This is a genomic window from Streptomyces sp. NPDC086989, assembly GCF_044745505.1.
Classification (GTDB): Bacteria; Actinomycetota; Actinomycetes; order Streptomycetales; family Streptomycetaceae; genus Streptomyces.
Genome location: NZ_JBIVAL010000001.1, coordinates 459426 through 482984, shown reverse-complemented (window position 1 = coordinate 482984; position 23559 = coordinate 459426). Strand labels below are relative to the sequence as shown.

The 23559-nt window shown below is 72.5% G+C and carries 19 protein-coding genes, 2 tRNA genes and 1 pseudogene; 18 read left to right on the top strand and 4 right to left on the bottom strand.

All coding sequences use genetic code 11. From position 1 onward, the window contains the following. Positions 1-99: 99 nt before the first annotated feature. From ACIPK4_RS02360 to ACIPK4_RS02295, 14 genes and pseudogenes are all read left to right on the top strand, one after another. A complete protein-coding gene (locus ACIPK4_RS02360) occupies positions 100-267 on the top strand; it encodes a hypothetical protein (RefSeq protein WP_376202917.1) in 168 nt (55 codons plus the stop codon). A gap of 68 nt (positions 268-335) precedes the next feature. Beyond that, entirely contained in the window at positions 336-953 is a 618-nt protein-coding gene (gene nadD, locus ACIPK4_RS02355) for a nicotinate-nucleotide adenylyltransferase (RefSeq protein WP_082411109.1), read from the top strand. 24 nt (positions 954-977) lie between these two features. Next, on the top strand, positions 978-2651 hold the full coding sequence (locus ACIPK4_RS02350) for an LCP family protein (RefSeq protein WP_402308696.1): 1674 nt from the start codon (positions 978-980) through the stop codon (positions 2649-2651). Between the two features lie 118 nt (positions 2652-2769). Next, on the top strand, positions 2770-3216 hold the full coding sequence (gene rsfS, locus ACIPK4_RS02345) for a ribosome silencing factor (protein WP_327132035.1): 447 nt from the start codon (positions 2770-2772) through the stop codon (positions 3214-3216). After that, positions 3213-3869 (top strand): histidine phosphatase family protein, encoded by a 657-nt coding sequence (locus ACIPK4_RS02340; RefSeq protein WP_402309064.1) that lies wholly within the window; start codon positions 3213-3215, stop codon positions 3867-3869. The genes rsfS and ACIPK4_RS02340 overlap by 4 nt, the downstream gene beginning before the upstream one ends. Before the next feature lie 112 nt (positions 3870-3981). Then, positions 3982-4054: transfer RNA gene (locus ACIPK4_RS02335), tRNA-Ala, on the top strand. Between the two features lie 144 nt (positions 4055-4198). Next, complete coding sequence (locus ACIPK4_RS02330) at positions 4199-4432, top strand: hypothetical protein (protein WP_008738908.1); 234 nt, start codon at positions 4199-4201, stop codon at positions 4430-4432. Between the two features lie 184 nt (positions 4433-4616). Further along, positions 4617-4689, top strand: a tRNA-Ala gene (locus ACIPK4_RS02325). Positions 4690-4936: 247 nt separating this feature from the next. After that, positions 4937-7807 (top strand): leucine--tRNA ligase, encoded by a 2871-nt coding sequence (gene leuS, locus ACIPK4_RS02320; protein ID WP_402308695.1) that lies wholly within the window; start codon positions 4937-4939, stop codon positions 7805-7807. Positions 7808-7931: 124 nt separating this feature from the next. Then, entirely contained in the window at positions 7932-8681 is a 750-nt protein-coding gene (locus tag ACIPK4_RS02315) for a hypothetical protein (protein WP_402308694.1), read from the top strand. A 467-nt stretch (positions 8682-9148) separates the two neighbouring features. After that, entirely contained in the window at positions 9149-9994 is an 846-nt protein-coding gene (locus tag ACIPK4_RS02310) for a DegV family protein (RefSeq protein WP_402308693.1), read from the top strand. Between the two features lie 98 nt (positions 9995-10092). Continuing rightward, on the top strand, positions 10093-11085 hold the full coding sequence (locus ACIPK4_RS02305) for a helix-hairpin-helix domain-containing protein (RefSeq protein WP_402308692.1): 993 nt from the start codon (positions 10093-10095) through the stop codon (positions 11083-11085). Continuing rightward, positions 11082-13454, top strand: a pseudogene (locus ACIPK4_RS02300) (ComEC/Rec2 family competence protein); the annotation flags it as partial. The gene ACIPK4_RS02305 and the pseudogene ACIPK4_RS02300, both read left to right, overlap by 4 nt. Positions 13455-13590: 136 nt before the next feature. Then, a complete protein-coding gene (locus tag ACIPK4_RS02295; RefSeq protein ID WP_402308691.1) occupies positions 13591-14472 on the top strand; it encodes a YceI family protein in 882 nt (293 codons plus the stop codon). Positions 14473-14499: 27 nt separating this feature from the next. Here the strand turns inward: ACIPK4_RS02295 and ACIPK4_RS02290 are convergent, their stop codons facing one another. Then, the gene (locus tag ACIPK4_RS02290; protein ID WP_037924385.1) at positions 14500-14742 is read right to left on the bottom strand and encodes a hypothetical protein; all 243 of its coding nucleotides are present in this window, start codon (positions 14740-14742) and stop codon (positions 14500-14502) included. A gap of 75 nt (positions 14743-14817) precedes the next feature. Between ACIPK4_RS02290 and holA the strand changes: the two genes are divergently transcribed. Beyond that, the gene (holA, locus tag ACIPK4_RS02285; RefSeq protein WP_402308690.1) at positions 14818-15810 is read left to right on the top strand and encodes a DNA polymerase III subunit delta; all 993 of its coding nucleotides are present in this window, start codon (positions 14818-14820) and stop codon (positions 15808-15810) included. A 247-nt stretch (positions 15811-16057) separates the two neighbouring features. Here holA and rpsT read toward each other — a convergent pair whose 3' ends face one another. Beyond that, positions 16058-16324, bottom strand: a complete 267-nt coding sequence (rpsT, locus tag ACIPK4_RS02280) for a 30S ribosomal protein S20 (protein WP_030297183.1) — start codon at positions 16322-16324, stop codon at positions 16058-16060. Positions 16325-16561: 237 nt separating this feature from the next. Here rpsT and lepA point away from each other — a divergent pair, with 237 nt between their 5' ends. The 3 genes from lepA (at position 16562) to hemW (ending at position 21926) form a co-directional block, all read left to right on the top strand. Then, a complete protein-coding gene (gene lepA, locus ACIPK4_RS02275) occupies positions 16562-18427 on the top strand; it encodes a translation elongation factor 4 (RefSeq protein WP_054222397.1) in 1866 nt (621 codons plus the stop codon). Between the two features lie 238 nt (positions 18428-18665). Continuing rightward, a complete protein-coding gene (locus tag ACIPK4_RS02270) occupies positions 18666-20555 on the top strand; it encodes an AMP-dependent synthetase/ligase (protein ID WP_402308688.1) in 1890 nt (629 codons plus the stop codon). A gap of 138 nt (positions 20556-20693) precedes the next feature. Continuing rightward, on the top strand, positions 20694-21926 hold the full coding sequence (gene hemW / locus ACIPK4_RS02265; RefSeq protein ID WP_402308686.1) for a radical SAM family heme chaperone HemW: 1233 nt from the start codon (positions 20694-20696) through the stop codon (positions 21924-21926). A gap of 71 nt (positions 21927-21997) precedes the next feature. Here hemW and ACIPK4_RS02260 read toward each other — a convergent pair whose 3' ends face one another. Both ACIPK4_RS02260 and ACIPK4_RS02255 read right to left on the bottom strand, forming a co-directional pair. After that, positions 21998-22798, bottom strand: coding sequence for a DUF3097 domain-containing protein (locus tag ACIPK4_RS02260; RefSeq protein ID WP_402308684.1), 801 nt, complete (start codon positions 22796-22798; stop codon positions 21998-22000). 28 nt (positions 22799-22826) lie between these two features. Further along, the gene (locus ACIPK4_RS02255; RefSeq protein ID WP_402308682.1) at positions 22827-23552 is read right to left on the bottom strand and encodes an MBL fold metallo-hydrolase; all 726 of its coding nucleotides are present in this window, start codon (positions 23550-23552) and stop codon (positions 22827-22829) included. Positions 23553-23559: the final 7 nt, after the last annotated feature.

Genomic DNA, 23559 nt, shown 5'->3' with positions numbered 1-23559 from the left:
CCTCTCCAACGCCTGAGTCGGCGTGAGCGTGCCCCAGGCCCCCGCATACGATGTGAGCGAAGTCTCCGCTCGCTCCCCGACTCGATAGGTATCTGCCTGATGAGCCTCTCCTCCACCGCCCACAACCTGGTCGTTCTCGCGTCGGAGGGCGCCGAGCAGCACGGCGGCAACCACGACAGCCTGAACCCGTTCCTGACCGGTGGCGGCGCGCTGTGCATCCTGCTGCTGATGCTCTGGGTGACCACGCGCCTGAACCGCGACCGCTGAGCCGGCGCCCGCGCACGCGCCCGCATGCGGGTCCGCACCGCTCCGCCGGGCCAGTAGGCTCTGCGCTCATGGGAGAGCAGGAGATGCCTACCGGCCCGGTCAAGCGCCGGCTCGGCGTGATGGGCGGGACATTCGACCCGATCCACCACGGACACCTGGTGGCCGCCAGTGAAGTGGCCGCCCTGTTCCACCTCGACGAGGTGGTGTTCGTACCGACCGGCCAGCCGTGGCAGAAGTCGCAGCGTGCCGTGTCCCCCGCCGAGGACCGCTATCTGATGACGGTCATCGCGACGGCCTCGAACCCCCAGTTCTCGGTGAGCCGCATCGACATCGACCGCGGCGGCCCGACGTACACGATCGACACCCTGCGTGATCTGAGCGCGCTCAACGAAGACGCCGACCTGTTCTTCATCACCGGTGCCGACGCCCTCGCCCAGATCCTGACCTGGCGCAACGCCGACGAGCTCTTCTCGCTCGCCCACTTCATCGGAGTGACCCGGCCGGGCCACGTACTCACCGACGACGGGCTCCCCGCGGACGGCGTCTCCCTGGTGCAGGTGCCCGCGCTGGCGATTTCGTCCACGGACTGCCGCACCCGGGTCGCCCAGGGGGATCCTGTCTGGTATTTGGTGCCCGACGGTGTGGTGCGCTACATCGACAAGCGTGAGCTGTACCGGGGAGCCTGAGCTTCCGGAGAGAGGGGCCCCGCGGTGAACGACCGACAGGAGCCGTACGACCCGTACGCCGCACAGGAGCAGCAGCTCCTCGGCTACGACCCGTACGGGCAGCCGGTGTACGGCCAGGCGCCCGCGCAGCAGTACGAGCAGCAGTACGGCTACGACCAGCAGGGCTACGGCCGGCAGCCACAGCAGGCGTACTACCCGCAGCAGTCGCAGCAGCAGTCGCACCAGCCGGCCGCCCCGGAGTACGGGCAGCAGGAGTACACCCAGGCCCAGGCCCCCGCCTACGGGTACGACACCCGGCACGCGCAGCAGGGCCGGCAGTGGATCCCGCAGCAGGCCGCCCCCGAGTCCCCCGCCCCGGCCCCCGCGGCCGAACCGGAGCCGCCGCGCCCCGACCGGGTCCCCGAACCCCGCCGCTCCGACGACGGGCAGCCCGCCCCGGACTACCGCACCGAGCAGTTCGCGTTCATCGACCAGCCGGACGAGAACTCCGAAGACGTCATCGACTGGCTCAAGTTCACCGAGAGCCGCACCGAGCGCCGTGAGGAGGCCCGCCGCCGCGGCCGCAACCGCGTGGTCGCGCTCGTCGTCGTCCTCGCCCTGTTCGTCGTGGGCGGCCTCGGCTACCTCTGGTACGCGGGCAAACTGCCGTTCCTCGACGGCCCCGGGCAGAAGAAGACCGCCACCGCCGCCGGCGGGGCGCAGAAGCGCGACATGATCGTCGTGCACCTGTACAACACCAAGAAGGGCGGCACCTCGACGGCGCTGCTCGTCGACAACGTCACCACCGCCAAGGGCGCCACCGTCCTGCTGCCGAACACGCTGGGCGTCCCCAAGGACGACGGCACCGGCACGGCCCTCGGCAAGGCGGTCGAGGAGCGCGGCGGCGGCGTGCGGGACTCCCTCGACTCGGTGCTCGGCACCCACATCGGCGGCACCTGGCGCCTGGACACCCCCTTCCTGGAGAACCTGGTCGAGCTGGTCGGCGGCATCGAGATCGACACCGACACCGCCGTCCCCGCCGACGACGCCGCCAAGACCCCGGCCGTCGCCCAGGGCGCCAAGCAGCACCTCAGCGGTGCGATGGCCGTGGCGTACGCCACCCACCGCGCCCAGGGCGAACCCGAGGCCAAGCAGCTGGACCGCTTCGGCAAGGTGCTCTACGGGGTGCTGCGCAAGGTCCCCGGCGACCCCAAGTCGGCGACCGTCACCGTCGAGAGCATGGGCCAGATCCTGGACCCCTCCCTGAACGCGCAGACGCTCGGCACCCTGCTGTCCAAGCTCGGCGAACACGCCAAGCAAGGCGCGTACCGCACGGACCTCCTCGCGGTGAAGCCCGACGGCGCGCTCACCGACGACGCCAACAAGACCGTCGTCAGGGAGGTGCTCGGCGGCAGCTTCACGGCGGCCCAGGCCGGGGCCGCGCCCCGGGTCGGCCTCAGGGACGCCACCGGCGACGACAAGACGCAGCTCGCGGCGAAGGCGACCCTGCTCAACGGCGGCTACACCTTCGTGGACGGCGGCAAGGCCGACAAGACCCTGCCCGCCACGCAGATCACGTACCAGGACGACGCCCAGCGGGCCAAGGCCGTCGAGGTGGCCAAGACGCTGGGCCTGCCCGAGACCGCCGTGAAGAAGGGCGAGAACGCGGTGAACGCCGACATCGTGGTGACCCTGGGCAAGGACTACAAACCGTCCTGACCTGGCCTGATCAGGCTCTTGGCAGGTGCCCGGCCCGCGCGGGACGTTCCGCGCGGGCGGGGTCGGCGGTACATGAGACCCTTGTAAGGATCTGCCCGCCAACCCGAAAGCATGGCCAGTGACCGCCACGGACCGCTCCATCGAGCTCATCACCGCCGCCGCCCAGGCCGCGGCCGACCGGCTCGCGCACGACATCATCGCGTACGACGTCAGCGACGTGCTGTCGATCACCGACGCCTTCCTGCTCGCCTCGGCGCCCAACGACCGCCAGGTCAAGTCGATCGTCGACGAGATCGAGGAGCGCCTGCTCAAGGAACTCGGCGCCAAGCCGGTGCGCCGCGAGGGCGACCGCGACGCCCGCTGGATCCTGCTCGACTACATCGACATCGTCGTCCACGTGCAGCACAGCGAGGAGCGGGTCTTCTACGCGCTGGAGCGCCTGTGGAAGGACTGCCCCGAGATCGACCTGCCCGAGGACGCCAAGCTCACGAAGGGCAAGGCGGAGGAGCACGCCAAGCTGCGCGAGGCGGCGGGCGACGAGGACCTGGACGGTGATCTGTTCTGAGCACGACCGCCCACCGCAAGACCGGCCGGAAGATCGTCCTGTGGCGGCACGGCCAGACCTCGTGGAACCTGGAGCGCCGCTTCCAGGGCTCCACGGACATCGAGCTGACCGAGACGGGTGTGGCGCAGGCGCGCCGCGCCGCCCGGCTGCTCGCCTCCCTGAAGCCCGACGCCATCGTGGCCTCCGACCTGCGGCGGGCCTCCGCGACGGCCTCCGAGCTGGCTGCCGTCACGGGCCTGACCGTGGCGCAGGACGCCGCGCTGCGCGAGACGTACGCCGGTGAGTGGCAGGGCCTCACGCACGACGAGATCATCGAGAAGTACGGCGAGCAGTACGCGGCGTGGAAGCGCGGCGAGCCCGTCCGCCGCGGCGGCGGCGAACTGGAGACCGAGGTCGCCGACCGGGCGGCGCCGCTGGTGCTGGAGCACGCCGGCCGGCTGCCGGAGGGCGGCACGCTCGTCGTGGTCAGCCACGGCGGGACGATCCGTACGACCATCGGCCGGCTGCTGGGCCTGGAGGCCCGCGACTGGGAGAGCCTGGGCGGGCTCTCCAACTGCTGCTGGTCCGTACTCGGCGAGGGCGCGCGCGGCTGGCGTCTGATGGAGCACAACGCCGGCACGCTGCCGGAACCGGTGCTCGGCGACGACGACTGAGCCCGCCTCAGGGCGGCTCCCACCCGGATTTCACTTTCCGGCTGGTCACAGGCTAGAGTTCTTCTTGTTCGCAGCGCAGAACACCGGAAACGGGGGGAGCGCGGCGGAGAGCGGGGCTATAGCTCAGTTGGTAGAGCGCCTGCATGGCATGCAGGAGGTCAGGAGTTCAATTCTCCTTAGCTCCACAATCAGGATCCCGTCCCCAACTAGGGGGCGGGATCCTTCCGTTTGTACCTTCGGCGCCTGCTGACCTGCCCCGCACCCGCGTGGCAGAATCGGACCGCCGGAGGGGGAGTCGACGGCCCGATGCGGGAGGGAGTCGCTGACGGATGGGTGCACACCGGCGGCGGTGCGACTGGTGCAACAACGGCACGCCGATCGTGCGGGACATGGACCCGGTCAACCCCGACTACCAGTACTGGTGCGAGGAATGCGCGCGGGCGCTGATCATAAAAGGCGACCCGATCGAGACGTACCGCGAGCTGGAAGGGGAGCCGATCTACGGTCGGCTGCTCGACGAGCACTGCACGCTCAAGCGGTTCTACCAGTTCGCCAGAGCGTAGGACCGCGGCAGGACCACGTGGGGAACGGGCATGGCCGACAGGTCTGCGGAACGGGGCGAAACGGGCAAATCGCAGCACCTCGAAACCGATTTTTGGACCTGGGCCATGACCGTGTAATGTTCTCGATGTCGCCAGGGGGAACCGGCAAGGGAAACCGAGCAGGGGCCCGGCGGCAGAGAAGCAAGGGGCTATAGCTCAGTTGGTAGAGCGCCTGCATGGCATGCAGGAGGTCAGGAGTTCAATTCTCCTTAGCTCCACAGAAGAGAAGCGGGCCACCCGGATCGGGTGGCCCGTTTCTCGTTGTGCGGAACGGTCGAGCGGCGGCCGAGGCCGCTGCGGTACCCTGGCGCCATGCGTGCCGTACGCCTTCTGCTTACCGAGCCGCGCTGATCAGTACCGACCTTCGACACGGTCGGCATCGGCGCGGCGCCCCCTCCTGTGCGAGGGGTTTTTTCGTTTGGGCAGGCAGAGACGGCAGAGACGATCGATGGAGCTTCAGAAATCATGAGCGAGACGAACACCCCGGCCCCCGAGGCGGCCGAGGCGCACCGCTACACGGCTGCCATGGCCGCCGACATCGAGGCACGCTGGCAGGACGTATGGGACGCGGAGGGCACCTACGAGGCCCCGAACCCGACGGGCGACCTGGCGGGTGACGCGGCAGTCGTCGCGCGGCCCAAGAAGTTCATCATGGACATGTTCCCGTACCCGTCCGGTGCGGGCCTGCACGTCGGCCACCCGCTCGGGTACATCGCCACCGACGTCTTCGCCCGCCACCAGCGGATGAGCGGCCACAACGTCCTGCACACCCTGGGCTTCGACGCCTTCGGCCTGCCGGCCGAGCAGTACGCCGTGCAGACCGGCACGCACCCCCGCGTGTCCACCGAGGCCAACATCGAGAACATGAAGGCCCAGCTGCGCCGCCTGGGCCTGGGCCACGACAAGCGCCGCTCGTTCGCGACGATCGACCCGGACTACTACAAGTGGACCCAGTGGATCTTCCTGCAGATCTACAACTCCTGGTACGACGCGGACGCGGCGAAGGCCCGTCCCATCGCCGAGCTGGTCGCCGCCTTCGAGGACGGCTCCCGTGAGGTCCCCGGTGGCCGCTCCTGGGCCGCGCTGACCGCGGGCGAGCGGGCCGACGTGCTGAACGAGCACCGCCTGGCCTACGCCTCCGACGCGCCCGTGAACTGGTGCCCCGGGCTGGGCACCGTACTGGCCAACGAGGAGGTCACCGCGGACGGCCGCTCCGAGCGCGGCAACTTCCCGGTCTTCAAGGCCAAGCTGAGCCAGTGGAACATGCGGATCACCGCCTACGCGGACCGGCTGCTGGACGACCTGGACGCGCTGGACTGGCCCGAGGCCATCAAGCTGCAGCAGCGCAACTGGATCGGCCGCAGCGAGGGCGCGCGCGTCGACTTCGCCGTCGGCGACGACGCCATCACCGTGTTCACCACCCGCCCCGACACCCTGTTCGGCGCCACCTACATGGTGCTGGCGCCCGAGCACGGTCTGGTCGAGAAGATCGTCCCGGCCGAGTGGCCCGAGGGCACCCACCAGGTGTGGACCGGCGGCGCCGCGACCCCCGGCGAGGCCGTGGACGCGTACCGCAAGCAGGCCGCCGCCAAGTCGGACGTCGAGCGTCAGGCCGAGGCCAAGGACAAGACCGGCGTCTTCACCGGCGCGTACGCGGTCAACCCGGTCAGCGGCGACCGCGTCCCCGTCTTCATCGCGGACTACGTGCTGATGGGCTACGGCACCGGCGCGATCATGGCCGTCCCGGCGCACGACGGCCGCGACTTCGAGTTCGCGCGCGCCTTCGAGCTGCCGATGCGCTGCGTCGTGGAGCCCTCGGACGACCGCGACGCCGACCCGGCGGAGTGGGAGGACGCGTTCTCCTCGTACGACGGCACCATCGTGAACTCGACCGGCGAGGGCATCTCCCTGGACGGCCTGGGCGTCGTCGAGGCCAAGGCGGCCATCACGGCGTGGCTGGCCGAGCAGGGCATCGGCGAGGGGACCGTCAACTTCCGGCTGCGCGACTGGCTGTTCAGCCGCCAGCGCTACTGGGGCGAGCCCTTCCCGATCGTCTACGACGAGGACGGCGTCGCACACCCGCTGCCCGAGTCGATGCTGCCGCTGGAACTGCCCGAGGTCGAGGACTACTCGCCGCGCACGTTCGAGCCGGACGACGCCGCCTCCAAGCCCGAGACCCCGCTGTCGCGCAACGAAGAGTGGGTCAACGTCGAGCTGGACCTGGGCGACGGGCGCGGGGTGCGCTCGTACCGCCGCGAGACCAACACGATGCCCAACTGGGCCGGTTCCTGCTGGTACGAGCTGCGCTACCTGGACCCGAACAACGCGTCGGCCCTGGTGGACCCGGAGATCGAGCAGTACTGGATGGGTCCGCGCGAGAGCGCGCCGCACGGCGGTGTCGACCTGTACGTCGGCGGCGCCGAGCACGCCGTGCTGCACCTGCTGTACGCGCGCTTCTGGTCGAAGGTCCTGTTCGACCTGGGTCACGTCTCCTCGGCCGAGCCGTTCCACAAGCTGTTCAACCAGGGCATGATCCAGGCGTACGCGTACACCGACGAGCGCGGTGTGTACGTGCCGGCCGCCGAGGTCGAGGAGCGCGACGGGGCGTACTTCTTCGAGGGCAAGCAGGTCAAGCGCGAGCACGGCAAGATGGGCAAGTCCCTGAAGAACGCCGTCACCCCGGACGAGATCTGCGAGGAGTACGGCGCGGACACCCTGCGCCTGTACGAGATGGCGATGGGCCCGCTGGACGTCTCGCGCCCGTGGGACACCCGGGCCGTGGTGGGCCAGTACCGGCTGCTGCAGCGCCTGTGGCGCAACATCGTGGACGAGGAGACCGGTGCGGTCACCGTCGTCGACGGCGAGCCGGGCGAGGACACCCTGCGCGCGCTGCACAAGGCCATCGACGGGGCCGGCGCGGACATGGCGGGCCTGCGGTTCAACACCGCCATCGCGAAGATCACCGAGCTGAACAACGCGCTGACCAAGGCCGGCCGCCCGCTGGAGCGCTCGGTCGCGGAGCGGCTGGTCCTGCTGGTCGCCCCGCTGGCCCCGCACATCGCGGAGGAGCTGTGGCACCGCCTGGGCCACACCGACTCGGTGGTCCACCAGGACTTCCCGGTCGCGGACCCGGCGTACGTGGTGGACGAGAGCGTGACCTGCGTCGTTCAGATCAAGGGCAAGGTCAAGGCCCGTCTGGAGGTCCCGCCGACGATCTCCGAGGGTGACCTGGAGCAGCTGGCGCTGGCCGACGAGGCGGTCGTGGCGGCGCTGGGCGGGGCCGAGATCCGCAAGGTGATCGTGCGCGCGCCGAAGCTGGTCAACATCGTCGTCTGAGACGCCGTTCCCCCGGTCTAGGGGGATACCCGTACGGGCAGGTTGGGGGTTCGCTGGGAACCCCTTGCCTGCCCGTGGCGTTTACGGTGGAGGGGACGGAAACGGCAGGGGAAGGGAGCCTCTCATGGAGGCGGGCGCGTTGATCATAATCTTTACCCTGTTGGTGCTGTTCGCCTTCCTGGGGCTGGGCGCCTGGGCCGCCGTGAAGGCGGTCGGGGCGGCGAAGCGCGGCGTGGACCGCACGATCACGCAGGCCCGCCGCACCGTGGAGGACACCGCGCTGAAGGCGAAGAGCTTCGGGCAGGTGGGCGTACCCGGGACGCTGGCGCAGCTGCGGCTGGACCTGCGGACGTCGATGCGGGCCACGCAGCAGGCGCTGTACCAGGGGGTGCAGACGGACGCCTCGCTGAAGGAGTCGATCGGGCTGTTCGAGCGGCTGAGCGCGCACGGGCACGAGCTGGACGACGAGCTGAAGCGGCTGGAGCAGGAGCCGGACCGGGCGCGGATCGCCGGGATGCTGCCCGACCTCAGGGAACGGACCGCCAAGATCACGCAGGCGTCGGACTCGCTGCGCTGGGCCGCCCGCGACCGGGCCCGGCGCTTCGCGGAAGACGACCTGTCGGCGCTGTCGGCGCAGATCGACGTCGAGTCGGGGGCACTGCGGGACTGGTCCCGGGAGACGGTCGACGACCTCGCGGCGGCGGCAGAGGCCTGGGACGCGCAGCAGTCCCCGTCCGGGCCCGCAGGGCGCGGCACGCAACCCCCGTCGGGCCGCCCGGGCCACACCCCGCCCCAGCCGGCGGCCCTGAACCCCACGCCGCCGCCGGTCCGCCACCCCTGGCAGAAGACCCCGAGGCCGGAAGCGACGACCTGACGACCTGACGGGAAGACCGCCCCGCCCTGCTCCGGGGCGCCGGGTACTGAGCCGGAGCGGGCGGTCGGCCGGCAGCAGCCAGGAGGGCGGTCGGCAGCGGCCCCGGGCCCGATGAGCCGGAGGGCGGCCAGCAGCGGCGCCGCGCGGGCGTTGCCGAGGGGGCTGGCACACGTCCCGGGTCCCGGACGCGCTGCTGGGGGGCGCTGACACAGAAACCGAGTCCCGGACGCCACCGAAGCGCTGCCGGCACCGGTTCCCGTGCGTCGAGGCGTGCCGGCACCGGTTCCCGTGCGTCGAGGGGTGCCGACACCGGTTCCGGCGCCGGGCGCGCCGCCTGCTTCGCCTTTGGCCGAGCGGCTCCCGAGGGCGGGCGAATGGGCCCGGGCGAGGCCAGGATGCGACCGCGGCCGTCCCCCGACCAGGGGCTGGGCTGCCACAGGGCCCCTGCTGGCGGTAACCTCCGGCTCATGTCCCGCCATGTCGCGATCGTCACCGATTCCACGGCCTACCTGCCCCCGCCGGCCATGACGCGGCACGGAATCATCTCCGTCCCGCTGACCGTGGTCCTCGGGGACGAGGCACTCGAGGAGGGCACCGAGATCTCGGCCCGCAGCCTCGCCCTGGCCCTGCAGAAGCGCCGCTCGGTCACGACCTCCCGCCCCAGCCCGGAGGAGTTCGTACGGGCCTACCGGGCGGCCGCGGAGGCCGGCGCGACGGGCATCGTCAGCCTGCACCTGTCCGCCGAGTTCTCCGGCACCTACGACGCCGCCGTGGTCGCCGCCAAGACCGCCCCCGTCCCCGTGCGCGTCGTCGACACCGGCATGGTCGCGATGGCCCTCGGGTTCTGCGCCCTCGCCGCCGCGGAAACGGCCGAAGCGGGCGGTTCCGTGGACGAGGCCGTGGCCGCCGCCGAGAAGCGCGCCGCGGACATGTCGGCGTACTTCTACGTCGACACCCTGGACTACCTGCGCCGCGGCGGCCGCATCGGAGCCGCACAGGCCCTCCTCGGCTCGGCCCTCGCCGTCAAGCCGCTGCTCACGCTGGAGGGTGGTCGGATCGAGATGCTGGAGAAGGTGCGGACGGCCTCCAAGGCCATCGCCCGCCTGGAGGAGCTGGCCGTCGAACGCGCCGGGGCGGGCGGCGTCGACGTGGCCGTGCACCACCTCGCGGCCCCCGAGCGGGCCGAGAAGCTCGCGGAACGGCTGCGCGAGCGCATCCCCGGCCTGGTCGAACTCCACGTCAGCGAGGTCGGCGCGGTGATCGGCGCGCACACGGGCCCGGGGCTGCTGGCGGCCGTCGTCTCGCCGCGCTGATCACCGGAAAGGGTGGCGGGGTTATCCACAACGGGCGGGATATCCACCGGAATTGATAAATCCGGACTGCGGTCGGGATTCGTCCCTACCGTCGTGCCATGACTCTTCGTACACGCAGTTCCCGTACACGCACTGCGCACTCCGCCACAGCCACCGACGGACTGGGCCGCACCCGCCTCTCCGACGGGCGGCTGCGCCCTCGCCGGGGCCGCGCCCGCCCGCACCACCCCGAGCCCGCGGCGGTGCGCCGCCGGGCCGAAGCCCTGCTCGGGGGCGGCCCGCCGCAGACGCCGTCACCCGAGCCGCCACCCCAGCCCCCGCCACCCCAGCCCCCGCCACCGGAGGCGGTGCCGGGCCCCGGGTCCGGGATCGCCTCCGTGGCCGATCCGCCGTCCGGGGAGATCCCGTTGGCCAGGGGAACCGCGCTCCGGCTCGCCGTGCGGGAGCGGCTGCCCCTCTGGCTGCAGGCCCGGTGCGCGGTGGAGCCGCGGACGGTGGCCGCCGTCGCGGTGGTGCTCACCGCCGCGGTCGCGTTCGCCGCCCAGCAGTACTGGACGGCCCGGCCGCAGCCGGTGGCCGCGCCCCCGGTGGTCACCCCGGCCGCGGCACCGGCGGCGGCACCGAGCCCCGGCCCGCCGGTCACCCCCGGGGGGTCCGGCCCGAGGATCGTGGTCGACGTCAGCGGCAAGGTCCGTGACCCCGGTGTGCGGAGGCTGCCCGCCGGGTCGCGGGTCGAGGACGCGCTGGCCGCCGCCGGGGGAGTGCGGCCCGGTACGGACACCACCGGGCTCAACCGGGCCCGGGTGCTGGTGGACGGCGAGCAGGTGGTGGTGGGCGCCCCGGCGCAGCCCCTGCCGGGGCAGCCCGCCCCGGCAGGCCCGGGGCCCGGTGGCGGCGCCGGGCCCTTGAGCCTCGGCACGGCCACCGTGGAGCAGCTGGACGGCCTGCCCGGGGTCGGCCCGGTCCTGGCGCAGCACATCGTGGAGTTCCGGACCGCCCGCGGCGGCTTCCGTTCGGTGGAGGAGCTCCGCCAGGTCGACGGCATCGGCGAGCGTCGCTTCGCCGATCTGCGCAAGCTGGTCCGGCCGTGAAGCGCCCCGAGGGGCCGGGCCCGGTGGATCTGCGCCTCGCGGTACCGGCGCTGGCCGCGTGGGCGGCGGCCGCCCTCGCCCTCGACGCACCGGCCGGCGCGACCGCCGCGGGGGCCGCGCTGGCGGTGCTCGGAGCGGGGCTGCTGCTCGTGGCCGGCTGCCGGCGTCCGCAGTCCCTGTGGAGGGTCGCCACCGCCGGGGCCGCCGCCCTGCTCTGCGCGGCCGCCGGAGCCGGGGTTGCGGGCCTCCAGCGGGCCGAGGCGCGGGCCGGGCCGGTCGTCGGGCTGGCCGGGGACCACGCCCGGGTCCTCGCCGAGCTGACCGTCGGCTCGGACCCGCACGGCTCCCGCGGCGGGAACGGCCCGCCCGTGGTGGTCCTGGACGCGGTGCTGAACCGGGTGACCGGACCCGACGGCGCGCAGACCCGGGTCGAGACCCCCGTGCGGGTGCTGGCCGGAGGTCCGGGGTGGGCCCGGCTCCAGCCCTCCACCCGGGTCGCGGTCGTCGCGCGGCTGGCCCCGGGCCGGTCCGGGGAGCGGGCCGTGGCGCTGCTCCGCCCGGCCGGGGACGGCCCGCCGCGGGTGACCGGCGGCCCCGACACCGTCCGGCGGGTCGCAGGGAGGCTGCGGGCCGGGCTGCGCGGGGCGACCGAGGGGCTCGCGCCCGACGCCCGGGCCCTGCTGCCGGGGCTGGTGGTCGGGGACACCTCCCGGGTGCCGCCCGATCTCGACGAGGCGTTCCGGGCCACCGACCTGTTGCACCTGCTGGCCGTGTCCGGGTCCAACCTGACCGTGGTGCTGTTCCTGCTCATCGGTCCGCCCGCCGCCGCGCAGCGCGCCGAGCGGGGCGGTCTCGCACCCCGGCTCGGGCTGTCCCTGCGGGCGACGGCCCTGTGCGGGACGGCGCTGACCCTGGCGTTCGTCGTGGTGTGCCGGCCGGAGCCGAGCGTGCTGCGGGCCGCGGCCTGCGGGGCGATCACCCTGCTGGCCCTCGCCACCGGGCGGCGCAGGTCCCTGGTCCCCGCCCTGGCGGCCGCCGTTCTGCTGCTGGTGCTCGGTGACCCCTGGCTCGCCCGCAGTCCCGGCTTCCTGCTCTCGGTCCTGGCCACCGGGTCCCTGCTCACGCTCGGCCCGCGGTGGAGCGAAGCCCTGCGGCGGCGCGGGGTGCGTCCCCGGCTCGCCGAGGCGCTGGGCGCCGCCGCGGCCGCGCAGGCCGTCTGTGCGCCGGTGGTCGCGGTGCTCTCGGCCCGGGTGAGCCTCGTGGCGGTGCCCTGCAACCTGCTCGCCGAACTCGGGGCGGGTCCCGCGACCGTGCTCGGCTTCGCCGCGCTCGCGGCGGCCCCGCTGTCCATGCCCGTCGCGGAGCTGATCGCGCGGTGCGCGGGGGTCCCGGCCGGGTGGATCGCCGCCGTGGCCCGGACCGGGGCACGGCTGCCGGGCGCGGAACTGGCCTGGCCCGGCGGGCTCACCGGCGGACTGCTGCTGGCCGCCGCCACCCTGGCCCTCGTGGTCGCCGGCGCGCGGATCCGGTACCGGCCGTGGGTGTGCTGCGTGCTCGCCGTACTGCTGCTCCTGGCCGTCCTGCGGCCGCCGCAGCTCATCCGTACGCTCACCCGCTGGCCGCCGCCCGACTGGAGCTACGTCCAGTGCGCGGTGGGCCAGGGCGACGCCGCAGTACTCGCCGCCGGCCCGGACACGGCCGTCGTGGTGGACGCGGGTCCCGAACCGGGCCCGGTGGACACGTGCCTGCGTGCCCTGGGGGTGCGCCGGGTGCCGCTGCTCCTGCTGACGCACTTTCACGCCGACCACGTCGGAGGCCTGTCCGGGGTGCTGCGCGGCCGGGCGGTGGGTGTGATTCAGACCACCACGCTGGAAGAGCCGGCCGCCCAGGCCGGGTTCGTCCGGCGGACCGCGGCGGCGGCGCACGTACCCGTCGTGGCGGCAGCGGCGGGCGAGCGGCGCCGGGCCGGGCCCCTGGAGTGGCAGGTGCTGTGGCCCGCGCCCGACGGCCCGCGGCCGGAGGGGCCCAACGACGCGAGCGTCGCCCTGCTGGTCCGAGCGGCGGGCCTGACCCTGCTGCTGCTCGGGGACCTCGAACCACCGTCCCAGGAAGCCCTTCTGAGGGCACATCCGGAACTGGGGCCGGTCGACGTCCTGAAGGTGGCCCACCACGGCTCGGCCCACCAGGACCCCGGCCTCCAGGCCCGGGTGCGGCCCCGGCTCGCGATCGTCCCCGTCGGAGAGGGCAACCGCTACGGGCACCCCGCTCCGGGCACCCTCGCCCGCCTGCGGGCCCTGGGCGCGACCGTCCTGCGCACCGACACCGACGGCTCGATCGCGGTCGCCGGGAGCGGCCCGCGGATGCGGGCGTTCCCCTTCCGGCGGCGCCGTCTCCGACACGGGCATACCGGACAGGGTCTTTCTGTTTGCCCACAACCCGACAGCATGATCGAATGCGTCGTCGCCAGAGCGGCACAAGTCCACAGAGCACGGGGGTGCCCCAACCATGTTCAGTCGCCGAAGAGGGACGGAGACGGCCGGAAGCGCCGGTTCGCACACATCCGCCACGCTGACGCTGCCCCATACGGCGCGGCTGCTCAGCTGCCGTGTCCTCGACACCGTGCACCAGCCGGTCCGGCAGGCCAAGTTCGAGGTGACCGACCCGATCGGCCGCCGCATCGTCAGCGGCGAGACCGATCCGTACGGCGGCTTCACCGCGGCCGTTCCGGAGGGCGAGTACCGGCTCTCCGTCACCGCCGAGGGCTACGCGCCCTTCCACGGTGCGACGCTGGTGGGCGACCCGGCGCAGCCCGGCACGGGGGAGATCGTCCTCGACGCCGTGGAACCGCCGCTGCTGCCCGCGCCCGGGCACTGGGAGATCGACCCGACGCATTCCTCCATCGGCTTCACCGCCCAGCACATCGGCTTCGCCCGGATCCGCGGCCGGTTCAACACCTTTGCCGGCGCGGTGCGGATAGCCGACCGCATGGAGGACTCCTCCATGCACGTGATCATCGACGCGGCGAGCATCGACACCGGCGTCCGGATGCGGGACGACCACCTGCGCTCTGCGGACTTCCTCGACGCGGCGCGCCATCCGACGGTCGAGTTCTACAGCGAGCGGTTCATCCACCGCAGCGGCAGCCGCTGGGCCGTCGCGGGCGCCCTGACCCTGCACGGGGTCAGCCGCTCGGTGACCCTGGACACCGAGTACCTGGGCCTCGGTACGGGGCTGGAGGGCGAACCGCGTGCGGCCTGCCGGGCGACCGTCGAACTGCACCGCGAGGACTTCGCCCTGAACTGGCAGTCCGTGCTGGCCCAGGGGATAGCGGCGATCGGTTCGAGCGTGGAGGTCGTGCTGGACGTCCAGATCGTGCACAAGGCGTAGCAGCGGCCCGGGGCCCGCCGAGGCCCGCTACGGGGCCTCCAGCCAGCCTTCGTACTCGGCGGCGAGGCCGTCCAGCGCCGTGGCGTCGAGCCGTTCCCGCGGGTCCTCGACGACCACCAGCCACTGGGCGTCCTCGGCGTCGTCCTCACCGGCCAGGGCGTCGCGGACCAGCTGCGGCTCCTCGGGCAGGCCGAAGCGGTCGACGGCCTCCTGGGCCACCTCCTCGGCGGCGTCGCGGTCGGGCAGCACCAGTACATGTCGCACGTTCACGCGGCCATTCTCGGGCACAGGGCGGACGGGGCCGCCGCGCGGGGGCTGTCAGTGCGGCGTGGGATGCTGGGTGCGATGGCCACCAGGAAGAACTCCACCGACGATCCGCTCGCCCCGCTCACCCTCGCGGTGGGGCAGGAGGACCTGCTGCTCGACCGCGCCGTACGGGAGGTGGTGACGGCCGCCCGGGCCGCCGACCCCGACACCGACGTGCGCGACCTCGCCCCCGAGCAGCTCCAGCCCGGCACGCTCGCCGAGCTGACCAGCCCCTCGCTCTTCTCCGAACGCAAGGTACTGGTCGTGCGCAATGCGCAGGACCTGTCCGCGGACACGGTCAAGGAGGTCAAGGCATACCTCGCGGCGCCGTTCGAGGAGATCGTCGTCGTCCTCCTCCATGCGGGCGGGGTCAAGGGCAAGGGTCTGCTGGACGCGGCCCGCAAGGCCGGGGCCCGGGAGATCGCCTGCCCGAAGATGACGAAGGCCGCGGACCGGCTGGCGTTCGTCCGGGGCGAGTTCCGCACCCTGGGCCGGTCGGCCACCCCGGAGGCATGCCAGACGCTGGTCGACGCGATCGGCAGCGATCTGCGGGAACTGGCGAGTGCGGCGGCGCAGCTGTGCGCCGACGTCGAGGGCACGATCGACGAGGCCGTGGTCGGCCGCTACTACACGGGGCGGGCCGAGGCCTCCAGCTTCACGGTCGCCGACCGGGCGGTCGAGGGGCGCGCTGCGGAAGCGCTCGAAGCCCTGCGGTGGTCGCTGTCCACCGGGGTGGCGCCGGTGCTGATCACCAGCGCGCTGGCGCAGGCCGTCCGGGCCATCGGCAAGCTCGCCTCCGCGCCGCGGGGGGCCCGGCCGGGAGACCTGGCACGGGACCTGGGCATGCCGCCGTGGAAGATCGACCGGGTGCGCCAGCAGATGCGCGGCTGGTCGGCGGACGGGGTGTCGCAGGCCCTGCGGGCCGTGGCCGCGGCCGACGCAGGCGTCAAGGGCGGGGGCGACGACCCCGAGTACGCGCTGGAGAAGGCGGTCGTGGCGGTGGCCCGCGCCGCCCGCCCGGGCCGTCGCTGAACCCGGCCCGTCGCTGAACCCCGGGCCGCTGAACCCGGCACGTCGCTGAACCCGGGCCGCTGTGACGCCCGGACGCCGGAAAGGCGAAGGCCCCGGTCGCCACCCTGGGGAAGGGGGGCGGCCGGGGCCTTCGTTACTGCTCGGTTGCACCGCACCCGCGTGGCGAACGCTTCGTGTGCGGCGCGGGGGGCCGGTCGGGAGCGGGAGAGAGGGCCCGCTGGATCCCTTCCGGCGATCACATCAGAGCTCAGCCCTGGAGGGAGGCAACCTTGGAGGCCAGCGCCGACTTCTTGTTGGCGGCGGCGTTCTTGTGGATGACACCCTTCGAGACGGCCTTGTCGAGCGCACGCGAGGCGGCGCGAGAAGCCACGGTGGCCTTCTCGACGTCACCGGCGGCCACGGCCTCACGGGCCTTGCGGATCGCGGTCTTGAGCGAAGACTTGACGGCCTTGTTGCGCAGGCGCGCCTTCTCGTTCGTCTTGTTCCGCTTGATCTGGGACTTGATGTTCGCCACGAAAGAGCCTTTTCAGGTTCAGAGTTTGATCTTCGGATTGTGTCCCGCCCCCAGACTCCGTCCGGGGGGACCCCCAACCGAGAAGGCGTACGAGACACAGCTGCCCAGGTTACCAGGCACGCTCCGAGCGGCCCAAACCGAGCGCATCCCCCCGTCCATGGGACCATGGGAGCCTGCGTACAGATCCGACGAGAGCCGGAAACGCTTCCGACTGCGACCCGAGAATCAGGACACTGCGTGCCCGCGATCCCCAGCCACGTGCCCGAGCCGAGCCGTACCGACCCGGCGCTGATCCGCAATTTCTGCATCATCGCGCACATCGACCACGGCAAGTCGACGCTCGCCGACCGGATGCTCCAGCTCACCGGTGTCGTCGACCAGCGGCAGATGCGCGCCCAGTACCTCGACCGCATGGACATCGAGCGTGAGCGCGGCATCACGATCAAGTCCCAGGCGGTCCGACTGCCCTGGGCGCCCACCGTGGGCGAGGGCGTGGGCAAGACGCACATCCTCAACATGATCGACACCCCCGGGCACGTCGACTTCACCTACGAGGTCTCGCGCTCCCTCGCCGCCTGCGAGGGCACCGTCCTCCTGGTGGACGCCGCGCAGGGCATCGAGGCCCAGACCCTCGCGAACCTGTACCTCGCGATGGAGAACGACCTCGCGATCGTCCCGGTCCTGAACAAGATCGACCTGCCGGCCGCCCAGCCGGAGAAGTTCGCCGAGGAGCTCGCGAACCTGGTCGGCTGCCAGCCCGAGGACGTCCTGCGGGTCTCCGCGAAGACCGGCCTCGGCGTGGACGCCCTGCTCGACAAGGTCGTCGCCACCGTCCCGGCCCCGGTCGGCGTCAAGGACGCCCCCGCCCGCGCGATGATCTTCGACTCGGTCTACGACTCTTACCGCGGCGTCGTCACGTACGTCCGTGTGGTCGACGGTCAGCTCAACAAGCGCGAGCGCATCAAGATGATGTCGACCGGCGCCACCCACGAGCTGCTGGAGATCGGCGTCTCCTCCCCGGAGATGACGCCGGCCGACGGCATCGGGGTCGGCGAGGTGGGCTACATCATCACCGGCGTGAAGGACGTCCGTCAGTCCAAGGTCGGTGACACCATCACCAGCCTGAACAACGGTGCGACCGAGGCCCTCGGCGGCTACAAGGACCCGAAGCCGATGGTCTTCTCGGGCCTGTACCCGCTGGACGGCTCCGACTACCCGGACCTGCGCGAGGCCCTGGACAAGCTCCAGCTCAACGACGCCGCGCTCGTCTACGAGCCGGAGACCTCGGCGGCGCTGGGCTTCGGCTTCCGCGTCGGCTTCCTCGGCCTGCTGCACCTGGACGTGGTCCGCGAGCGCCTCGAGCGCGAGTTCGGCCTCGACCTGATCGCCACCGCGCCGAACGTGGTCTACCGCGTGGTGCTGGAGGACGGCAAGGAAGTCACCGTCACCAACCCGAGCGAGTTCCCCGAAGGCAAGATCAAGGACGTCTTCGAGCCGGTCGTGCGGGCCACCGTGCTCGCGCCCACCGAGTTCATCGGCGCGATCATGGAGCTCTGCCAGACCCGCCGCGGCACGCTGCTCGGCATGGACTACCTCTCCGAGGACCGGGTCGAGATCCGCTACACCCTCCCGCTCGCGGAGATCGTGTTCGACTTCTTCGACCAGCTGAAGTCCAAGACGCGCGGCTACGCCTCCCTGGACTACGAGCCCACCGGCGAGCAGGCCTCCAGCCTGGTCAAGGTCGACATCCTGCTGCACGGCGACAAGGTCGACGCCTTCTCCGCCGTCTGCCACAAGGACGCCGCCTACGCCTACGGTGTGCGGCTCGTCGCCAAGCTGCGCGAGCTCATCCCGCGGCAGGCCTTCGAGGTCCCGATCCAGGCGGCCGTCGGCTCGCGCGTCATCGCCCGCGAGACCATCCGCGCCATCCGCAAGGACGTCCTCGCCAAGTGCTACGGCGGTGACATCTCCCGTAAGCGGAAGCTGCTGGAGAAGCAGAAGGAAGGCAAGAAGCGCATGAAGATGGTCGGCTCGGTGGAGGTGCCCCAGGAGGCCTTCATCGCCGTCCTCTCCAGCGACGAGTCCGGCGGCAAGAAGAAGTAGGACCCGGTCCCGACGGGCCTTGTGCCGCAAGTGAAACAGGCCTCCGTGCAGCCGCGCGGGGGCCTGTTTCGTTATGAATCGGCGTCTCAAGGGCCCTTACGCGCCAGCCGGAGGGCCCCTAGTCTGATCACTGCCCGTTGGTTACTCGCCAGTTACAAGCCCTGGTTGCAAGCCCTGTTGGAAGCCGTCATTCACCGCCTTGGATGACAGGCCCTGCCGCGTGGTCCGGAGGACGTCCGTGAGCGACACACAGACCTTGATCGAGAACCGCCCGCCCACCGTGGCGGCCCTCTTCCTTGAGCGTGTCGCCGCCACGCCCCACACCGAGGCCTACCGGTTCCCGGTGCCCGCGGCCGGCGGCAGCGGCCCCGACGACTGGAAGTCGCTGAGCTGGGGCCAGGCGGCCGAGCGGGTCTTCGGCATCGCCGCCGGTCTGCTCGACCTCGGCCTGCAGCCCGAGCAGCGGGTCGCACTCGCCTCCAACACCCGCGTCGAGTGGATCCTCTCCGACCTGGGCGTCATGTGCGCCGGCGGCGCCGTGACCACGATCTACCCGAGCACCAACGCCGAGGAGTCGGCGTTCATCCTCTCCGACTCGGCCAGCCGCGTACTGATCGCCGAGGACGCTTCCCAGCTGGCCAAGGCCCGCGAGCGCCGCGCCGACCTGCCCGAGCTCGCCCACGTCGTCGTCCTGGAGTCCGCCGACGCCGTACCGGCCGAGGGCGACCCCGAGGGCTGGGTGCTCTCCCTCGCCGACCTGGAGGCGCGCGGCAGGGAGTACCTCGCCAAGCACCCCGAGGCGATCAAGGAGCGGATCGCGTCCATCACCGCCGACCAGCTCGCCACGCTGATCTATACCTCGGGCACCACCGGCCGCCCCAAGGGCGTACGGCTGCCGCACGACAACTGGTCGTACATGGCCAAGGCCACCGTCGCCACCGGCATGATCTCCAGCGACGACGTCCAGTACCTGTGGCTGCCCCTCGCGCACGTCTTCGGCAAGGTCCTGACCTCCGGCCAGATCGAGGTCGGCCACGTCACCGCCGTCGACGGCCGCATCGACAAGATCATCGAGAACCTGCCGGTCGTCCAGCCCACCTACATGGCGGCCGTGCCCCGCATCTTCGAGAAGGTCTACAACGGGGTCGCCGCCAAGGCCCGCGCGGGCGGCGGCGCCAAGTACAAGATCTTCCAGTGGTCCGTCGGCGTGGCCCGCGAGTACGCCAAGGTCACCCAGGACAACTACCGGCGCACCGGCCAGGCCACCGCCCCCTTCGGCCTCGCCACCAAGCACAAGATCGCCGACACGCTCGTCTACGGCAAGCTCCGCGACGCCTTCGGCGGCCGGCTGCGCGCCGCCGTCTCCGGCGCCTCCGCCCTGGCCCCCGAGATCGGGTACTTCTTCGCCGGCGCAGGCATCCACATCCTGGAGGGCTACGGCCTCACCGAGTCCAGTGCGGCCTCCTTCGTCAACCCGGGCGAGGCCTACCGCACCGGCACCGTCGGCAAGCCGCTCCCCGGCACCGAGGTCCGCATCGCCGACGACGGCGAGATCCTGCTGCGCGGTCCCGGCATCATGCAGGGCTACCACCTGCAGCCCGAGAAGACCTCCGAGGTGCTGGAGGAGGACGGGTGGCTGCACACGGGCGACATCGGCGAGCTCTCGCCCGACGGCTACCTGCGCATCACGGACCGCAAGAAGGACCTGATCAAGACCTCGAACGGCAAGTACGTCGCGCCGGCCGAGATCGAGGGCCGCTTCAAGGCGATCTGCCCGTACGTGTCGAGCATCGTGGTGCACGGCGCCGACCGGAACTTCTGCACCGCCCTCGTCGCCCTCGACGAGCCGGCCATCCTCGGCTGGGCCGCCGAGAACGGGCTGGAGGGCAGGACGTACGCCGAGGTCCTGGCCGCGGCGGAGACGAACCGGCTGATCGAGACGTACATCCAGACCCTGAACGAGGGCCTCCAGCGCTGGCAGACGGTCAAGAAGTTCCGGATCCTGCCCCGCGACCTCGACGTGGAGCACGGCGACCTCACGCCCAGCCTCAAGCTGAAGCGGCCGGCCGTCGAGCGTGAGTTCAAGCACCTCATCGACGAGATGTACGAGGGGTCGCGCGAGGCGTAGCGCCTGCGGCGGCGCCCGGCGGGGCGGGGCGGCCGGGCCGCCCCGGCGAAACCCGCCGGGTGCCCCGGTCCGGGCTCGGCCCGGCCCGCCCGGCGCCGGGCGGGCCGGACCCGCCGGGCGGTGCGGGACAATGGGGGCATGCCTTCCGCACTGCCCGACGGTGAACCCATGCCCGAAGACGGCTCGCTGCCGTCGCATGCCCTGGCGGGTGCCGGGGACCGGCCGCTCGGGTTCTACCTGCACGTCCCGTACTGCGCCACGCGGTGCGGGTACTGCGACTTCAACACGTACACCGCGACCGAGCTGCGCGGCACCGGCGGCGTGCTCGCCTCCCGGGAGAACTACGCCGACACCCTGATCGACGAGGTCCGCCTCGCCCGCAAGGTGCTCGGCGACGACCCCCGGGCCGTCCGGACGGTCTTCGTGGGCGGCGGCACGCCGACGCTGCTGCCGGCCGCCGACCTCGTACGGATGCTCGCGGCGATCCGGGACGAGTTCGGCCTCGCCGAGGACGCCGAGATCACCACCGAGGCCAATCCGGAGTCCGTGGACCCGCAGTACCTGGCGGAACTGCGGGCCGGAGGCTTCAACCGGATCTCGTTCGGCATGCAGAGTGCGAAGCAGCACGTCCTGAAGGTGCTCGACCGCACGCACACGCCGGGCCGGCCCGAGGCGTGCGTCGCGGAGGCCCGGGCGGCGGGCTTCGAACACGTCAACCTGGACCTGATCTACGGGACGCCGGGCGAGTCGGACGACGACTGGCGGGCGTCGCTGGCGGCCGCACTCGGGGCCGGGCCCGACCACATCAGCGCGTACGCGCTGATCGTGGAGGAGGGCACCCAGCTGGCGCGGCGGATCCGGCGCGGCGAGGTCCCCATGACGGACGACGACGTGCACGCCGACCGGTACCTGATCGCGGACTCCGTGATGGCCGAGGCCGGGTACTCCTGGTACGAGGTCTCCAACTGGGCCACCTCGGAGGCGGGCCGCTGCCTGCACAACGAGCTGTACTGGCGCGGCGCCGACTGGTGGGGTGCGGGCCCCGGCGCGCACTCGCACGTCGGCGGCGTGCGCTGGTGGAACGTGAAGCACCCCGGGGCCTACGCCGCGGCCCTGGCCGAGGGCCGCTCCCCGGGCGCGGGGCGCGAGCTCCTGTCCGCGGAGGACCGGCGGGTGGAGCGGATCCTGCTGGAGCTCCGCCTGGTGGACGGGGTCCCGCTGTCGCTGCTCGCACCGGCCGGGCTGGCCGCGTCCCGCAAGGCGCTGGCGGACGGCCTGCTGGCCCCCGGCCCGTACGAGGCCGGGCGGGCCGTCCTGACCCTGCGCGGCCGGCTGCTCGCCGACGCGGTGGTCCGGGACCTGGTGGACTAGTCCGGGAGACCGCCTCGGCAGCCGGCGGAGCCGGGAGACCGCCTTGAGCGCCGACGGGGGCGGGATCGGGTCTACGGGGCCGTGACGTGGTCGATGAGGTGTTCCACCGCGCCCAGGAGCGTGGGCTCCAGGTCCTTGTAGGACGTCACCCGGGACAGGATGTGCTGCCAGGCGGCGCCCGTGTTCTGCGGCCAGCCCAGGGCCCGGCACACGCCCGTCTTCCAGTCCTGCCCGCGCGGGACCACCGGCCACGCCCCGATGCCCAGCGCCGACGGCTTCACGGCCTGCCACACGTCCACGTACGGGTGGCCGACGATCAGCACGTCCGGGGAGGTCACCGACGCCGCGATGCGGGACTCCTTCGAGCCCGGGACCAGATGGTCCACCAGGACGCCCAGACGGGCGTCCGGGGCCGGGGCGAACTCCGCCACGACGGCCGGGAGGTCGTCGACGCCCTCCAGGTACTCCACCACCACGCCCTCGATCCGCAGGTCGTCGCCCCAGACCCGCTCCACCAGCTCGGCGTCGTGCCGGCCCTCGACGTAGATCCGCCCGGCGCGCGCCACGCGGGCGCGCGCCCCCGGGACCGCCAGGGAGCCCGACGCGGTGCGCAGCGGGCCCCGGGGGGCCCGTGAGGGGCGCGTCAGCGTCACCACGGCGCCCTCCAGCAGGAACCCCCGCGGCTCCAGCGGGAACACCCGCCGCTTGCCGAAGCGGTCCTCCAGGGTCACCGTGCCCGCCTCGCAGGCCACCACCGCGCCGCAGAAGTCCGTACCCGCCACCTCGACCACGAGGTCGGGCTCGGCCGGCACCTCCGGGACGGCCTTGGCGCGCTTCCACTGGGGAGTCAGGTCGGGGGAGTACTCACGCATCCGGCCGACGCTACGAGAGAGCCGGCGCTCACGCGTCCGACACGCCGAACCGCCGGGCCAGTGTGTCGCGTTGCGCACGGACGAAGTCCGCGGAGACCACCGCTCCGTGACCCGGCACGTACAGCGCGTCGTCGCCGCCGAGCGACAGCAGCCGGTCCAGGGCCGCCGGCCACTGCGCCGGCACCGCGTCGCTGCCCGCCTGCGGTTCGCCCGACTCCTCCACGAGGTCCCCGCAGAACACCACCTCGCGCTCCCCGGGGACGCACACCGCCAGGTCGTACCGGGTGTGCCCGGGCCCGACGTTCGCCAGCAGGACCTGCACCCCGCCCAGCTCCAGCGTCCATTCGCCCGACACGTGGTGCCGGGGAACCACCAGCAGGTCCACCGCCTCGGCGGCCTCCGCCTCCGCCAGCCCCTGCTGCACGGCGCCCGCGCGCAGCTCCTCGCGGCCGGCCGACAGCTCCGCGTCGAGCCCGACCGCGCCGAACACCTCGGCCCCGGAGAACGCGGCCACGCCCAGTACGTGATCGAAATGCCCGTGCGTGAATGCGATATGCGTCACGCGCCGGCCGGTCAGCCGCTCCGCCTCCGCCCGCAGCTGCGCACCCTCCCGGACGCATGAACCGGGATCGATGAGGAGGACCGATTCGTCGCCCACCACCAGTCCCACCGTGCAGTCCCACACCGGAAGCCGGCGCCGTCCGGTCCGCCCGGTCAGCCGCTCCCAGCCCGTCTCTTCCCATTGCACGTCCATGGCGCGA

Excerpts from the sequence above, each read along its gene's own strand:
- ACIPK4_RS02360 (WP_376202917.1), top strand. The coding sequence starts at position 100 with ATGAGCCTCTCCTCCACCGCCCACAACCTGGTCGTTCTCGCGTCGGAG.
- nadD (WP_082411109.1), top strand. The coding sequence starts at position 336 with ATGGGAGAGCAGGAGATGCCTACCGGCCCGGTCAAGCGCCGGCTCGGC.
- ACIPK4_RS02330 (WP_008738908.1), top strand. The coding sequence starts at position 4,199 with ATGGGTGCACACCGGCGGCGGTGCGACTGGTGCAACAACGGCACGCCG.
- leuS (WP_402308695.1), top strand. The coding sequence starts at position 4,937 with ATGAGCGAGACGAACACCCCGGCCCCCGAGGCGGCCGAGGCGCACCGC.
- ACIPK4_RS02315 (WP_402308694.1), top strand. The coding sequence starts at position 7,932 with ATGGAGGCGGGCGCGTTGATCATAATCTTTACCCTGTTGGTGCTGTTC.
- ACIPK4_RS02310 (WP_402308693.1), top strand. The coding sequence starts at position 9,149 with ATGTCCCGCCATGTCGCGATCGTCACCGATTCCACGGCCTACCTGCCC.
- ACIPK4_RS02305 (WP_402308692.1), top strand. The coding sequence starts at position 10,093 with ATGACTCTTCGTACACGCAGTTCCCGTACACGCACTGCGCACTCCGCC.
- ACIPK4_RS02295 (WP_402308691.1), top strand. The coding sequence starts at position 13,591 with ATGTTCAGTCGCCGAAGAGGGACGGAGACGGCCGGAAGCGCCGGTTCG.
- holA (WP_402308690.1), top strand. The coding sequence starts at position 14,818 with ATGGCCACCAGGAAGAACTCCACCGACGATCCGCTCGCCCCGCTCACC.
- hemW (WP_402308686.1), top strand. The coding sequence starts at position 20,694 with ATGCCTTCCGCACTGCCCGACGGTGAACCCATGCCCGAAGACGGCTCG.
- ACIPK4_RS02260 (WP_402308684.1), bottom strand. The coding sequence starts at position 22,798 with ATGCGTGAGTACTCCCCCGACCTGACTCCCCAGTGGAAGCGCGCCAAG.
- ACIPK4_RS02255 (WP_402308682.1), bottom strand. The coding sequence starts at position 23,552 with ATGGACGTGCAATGGGAAGAGACGGGCTGGGAGCGGCTGACCGGGCGG.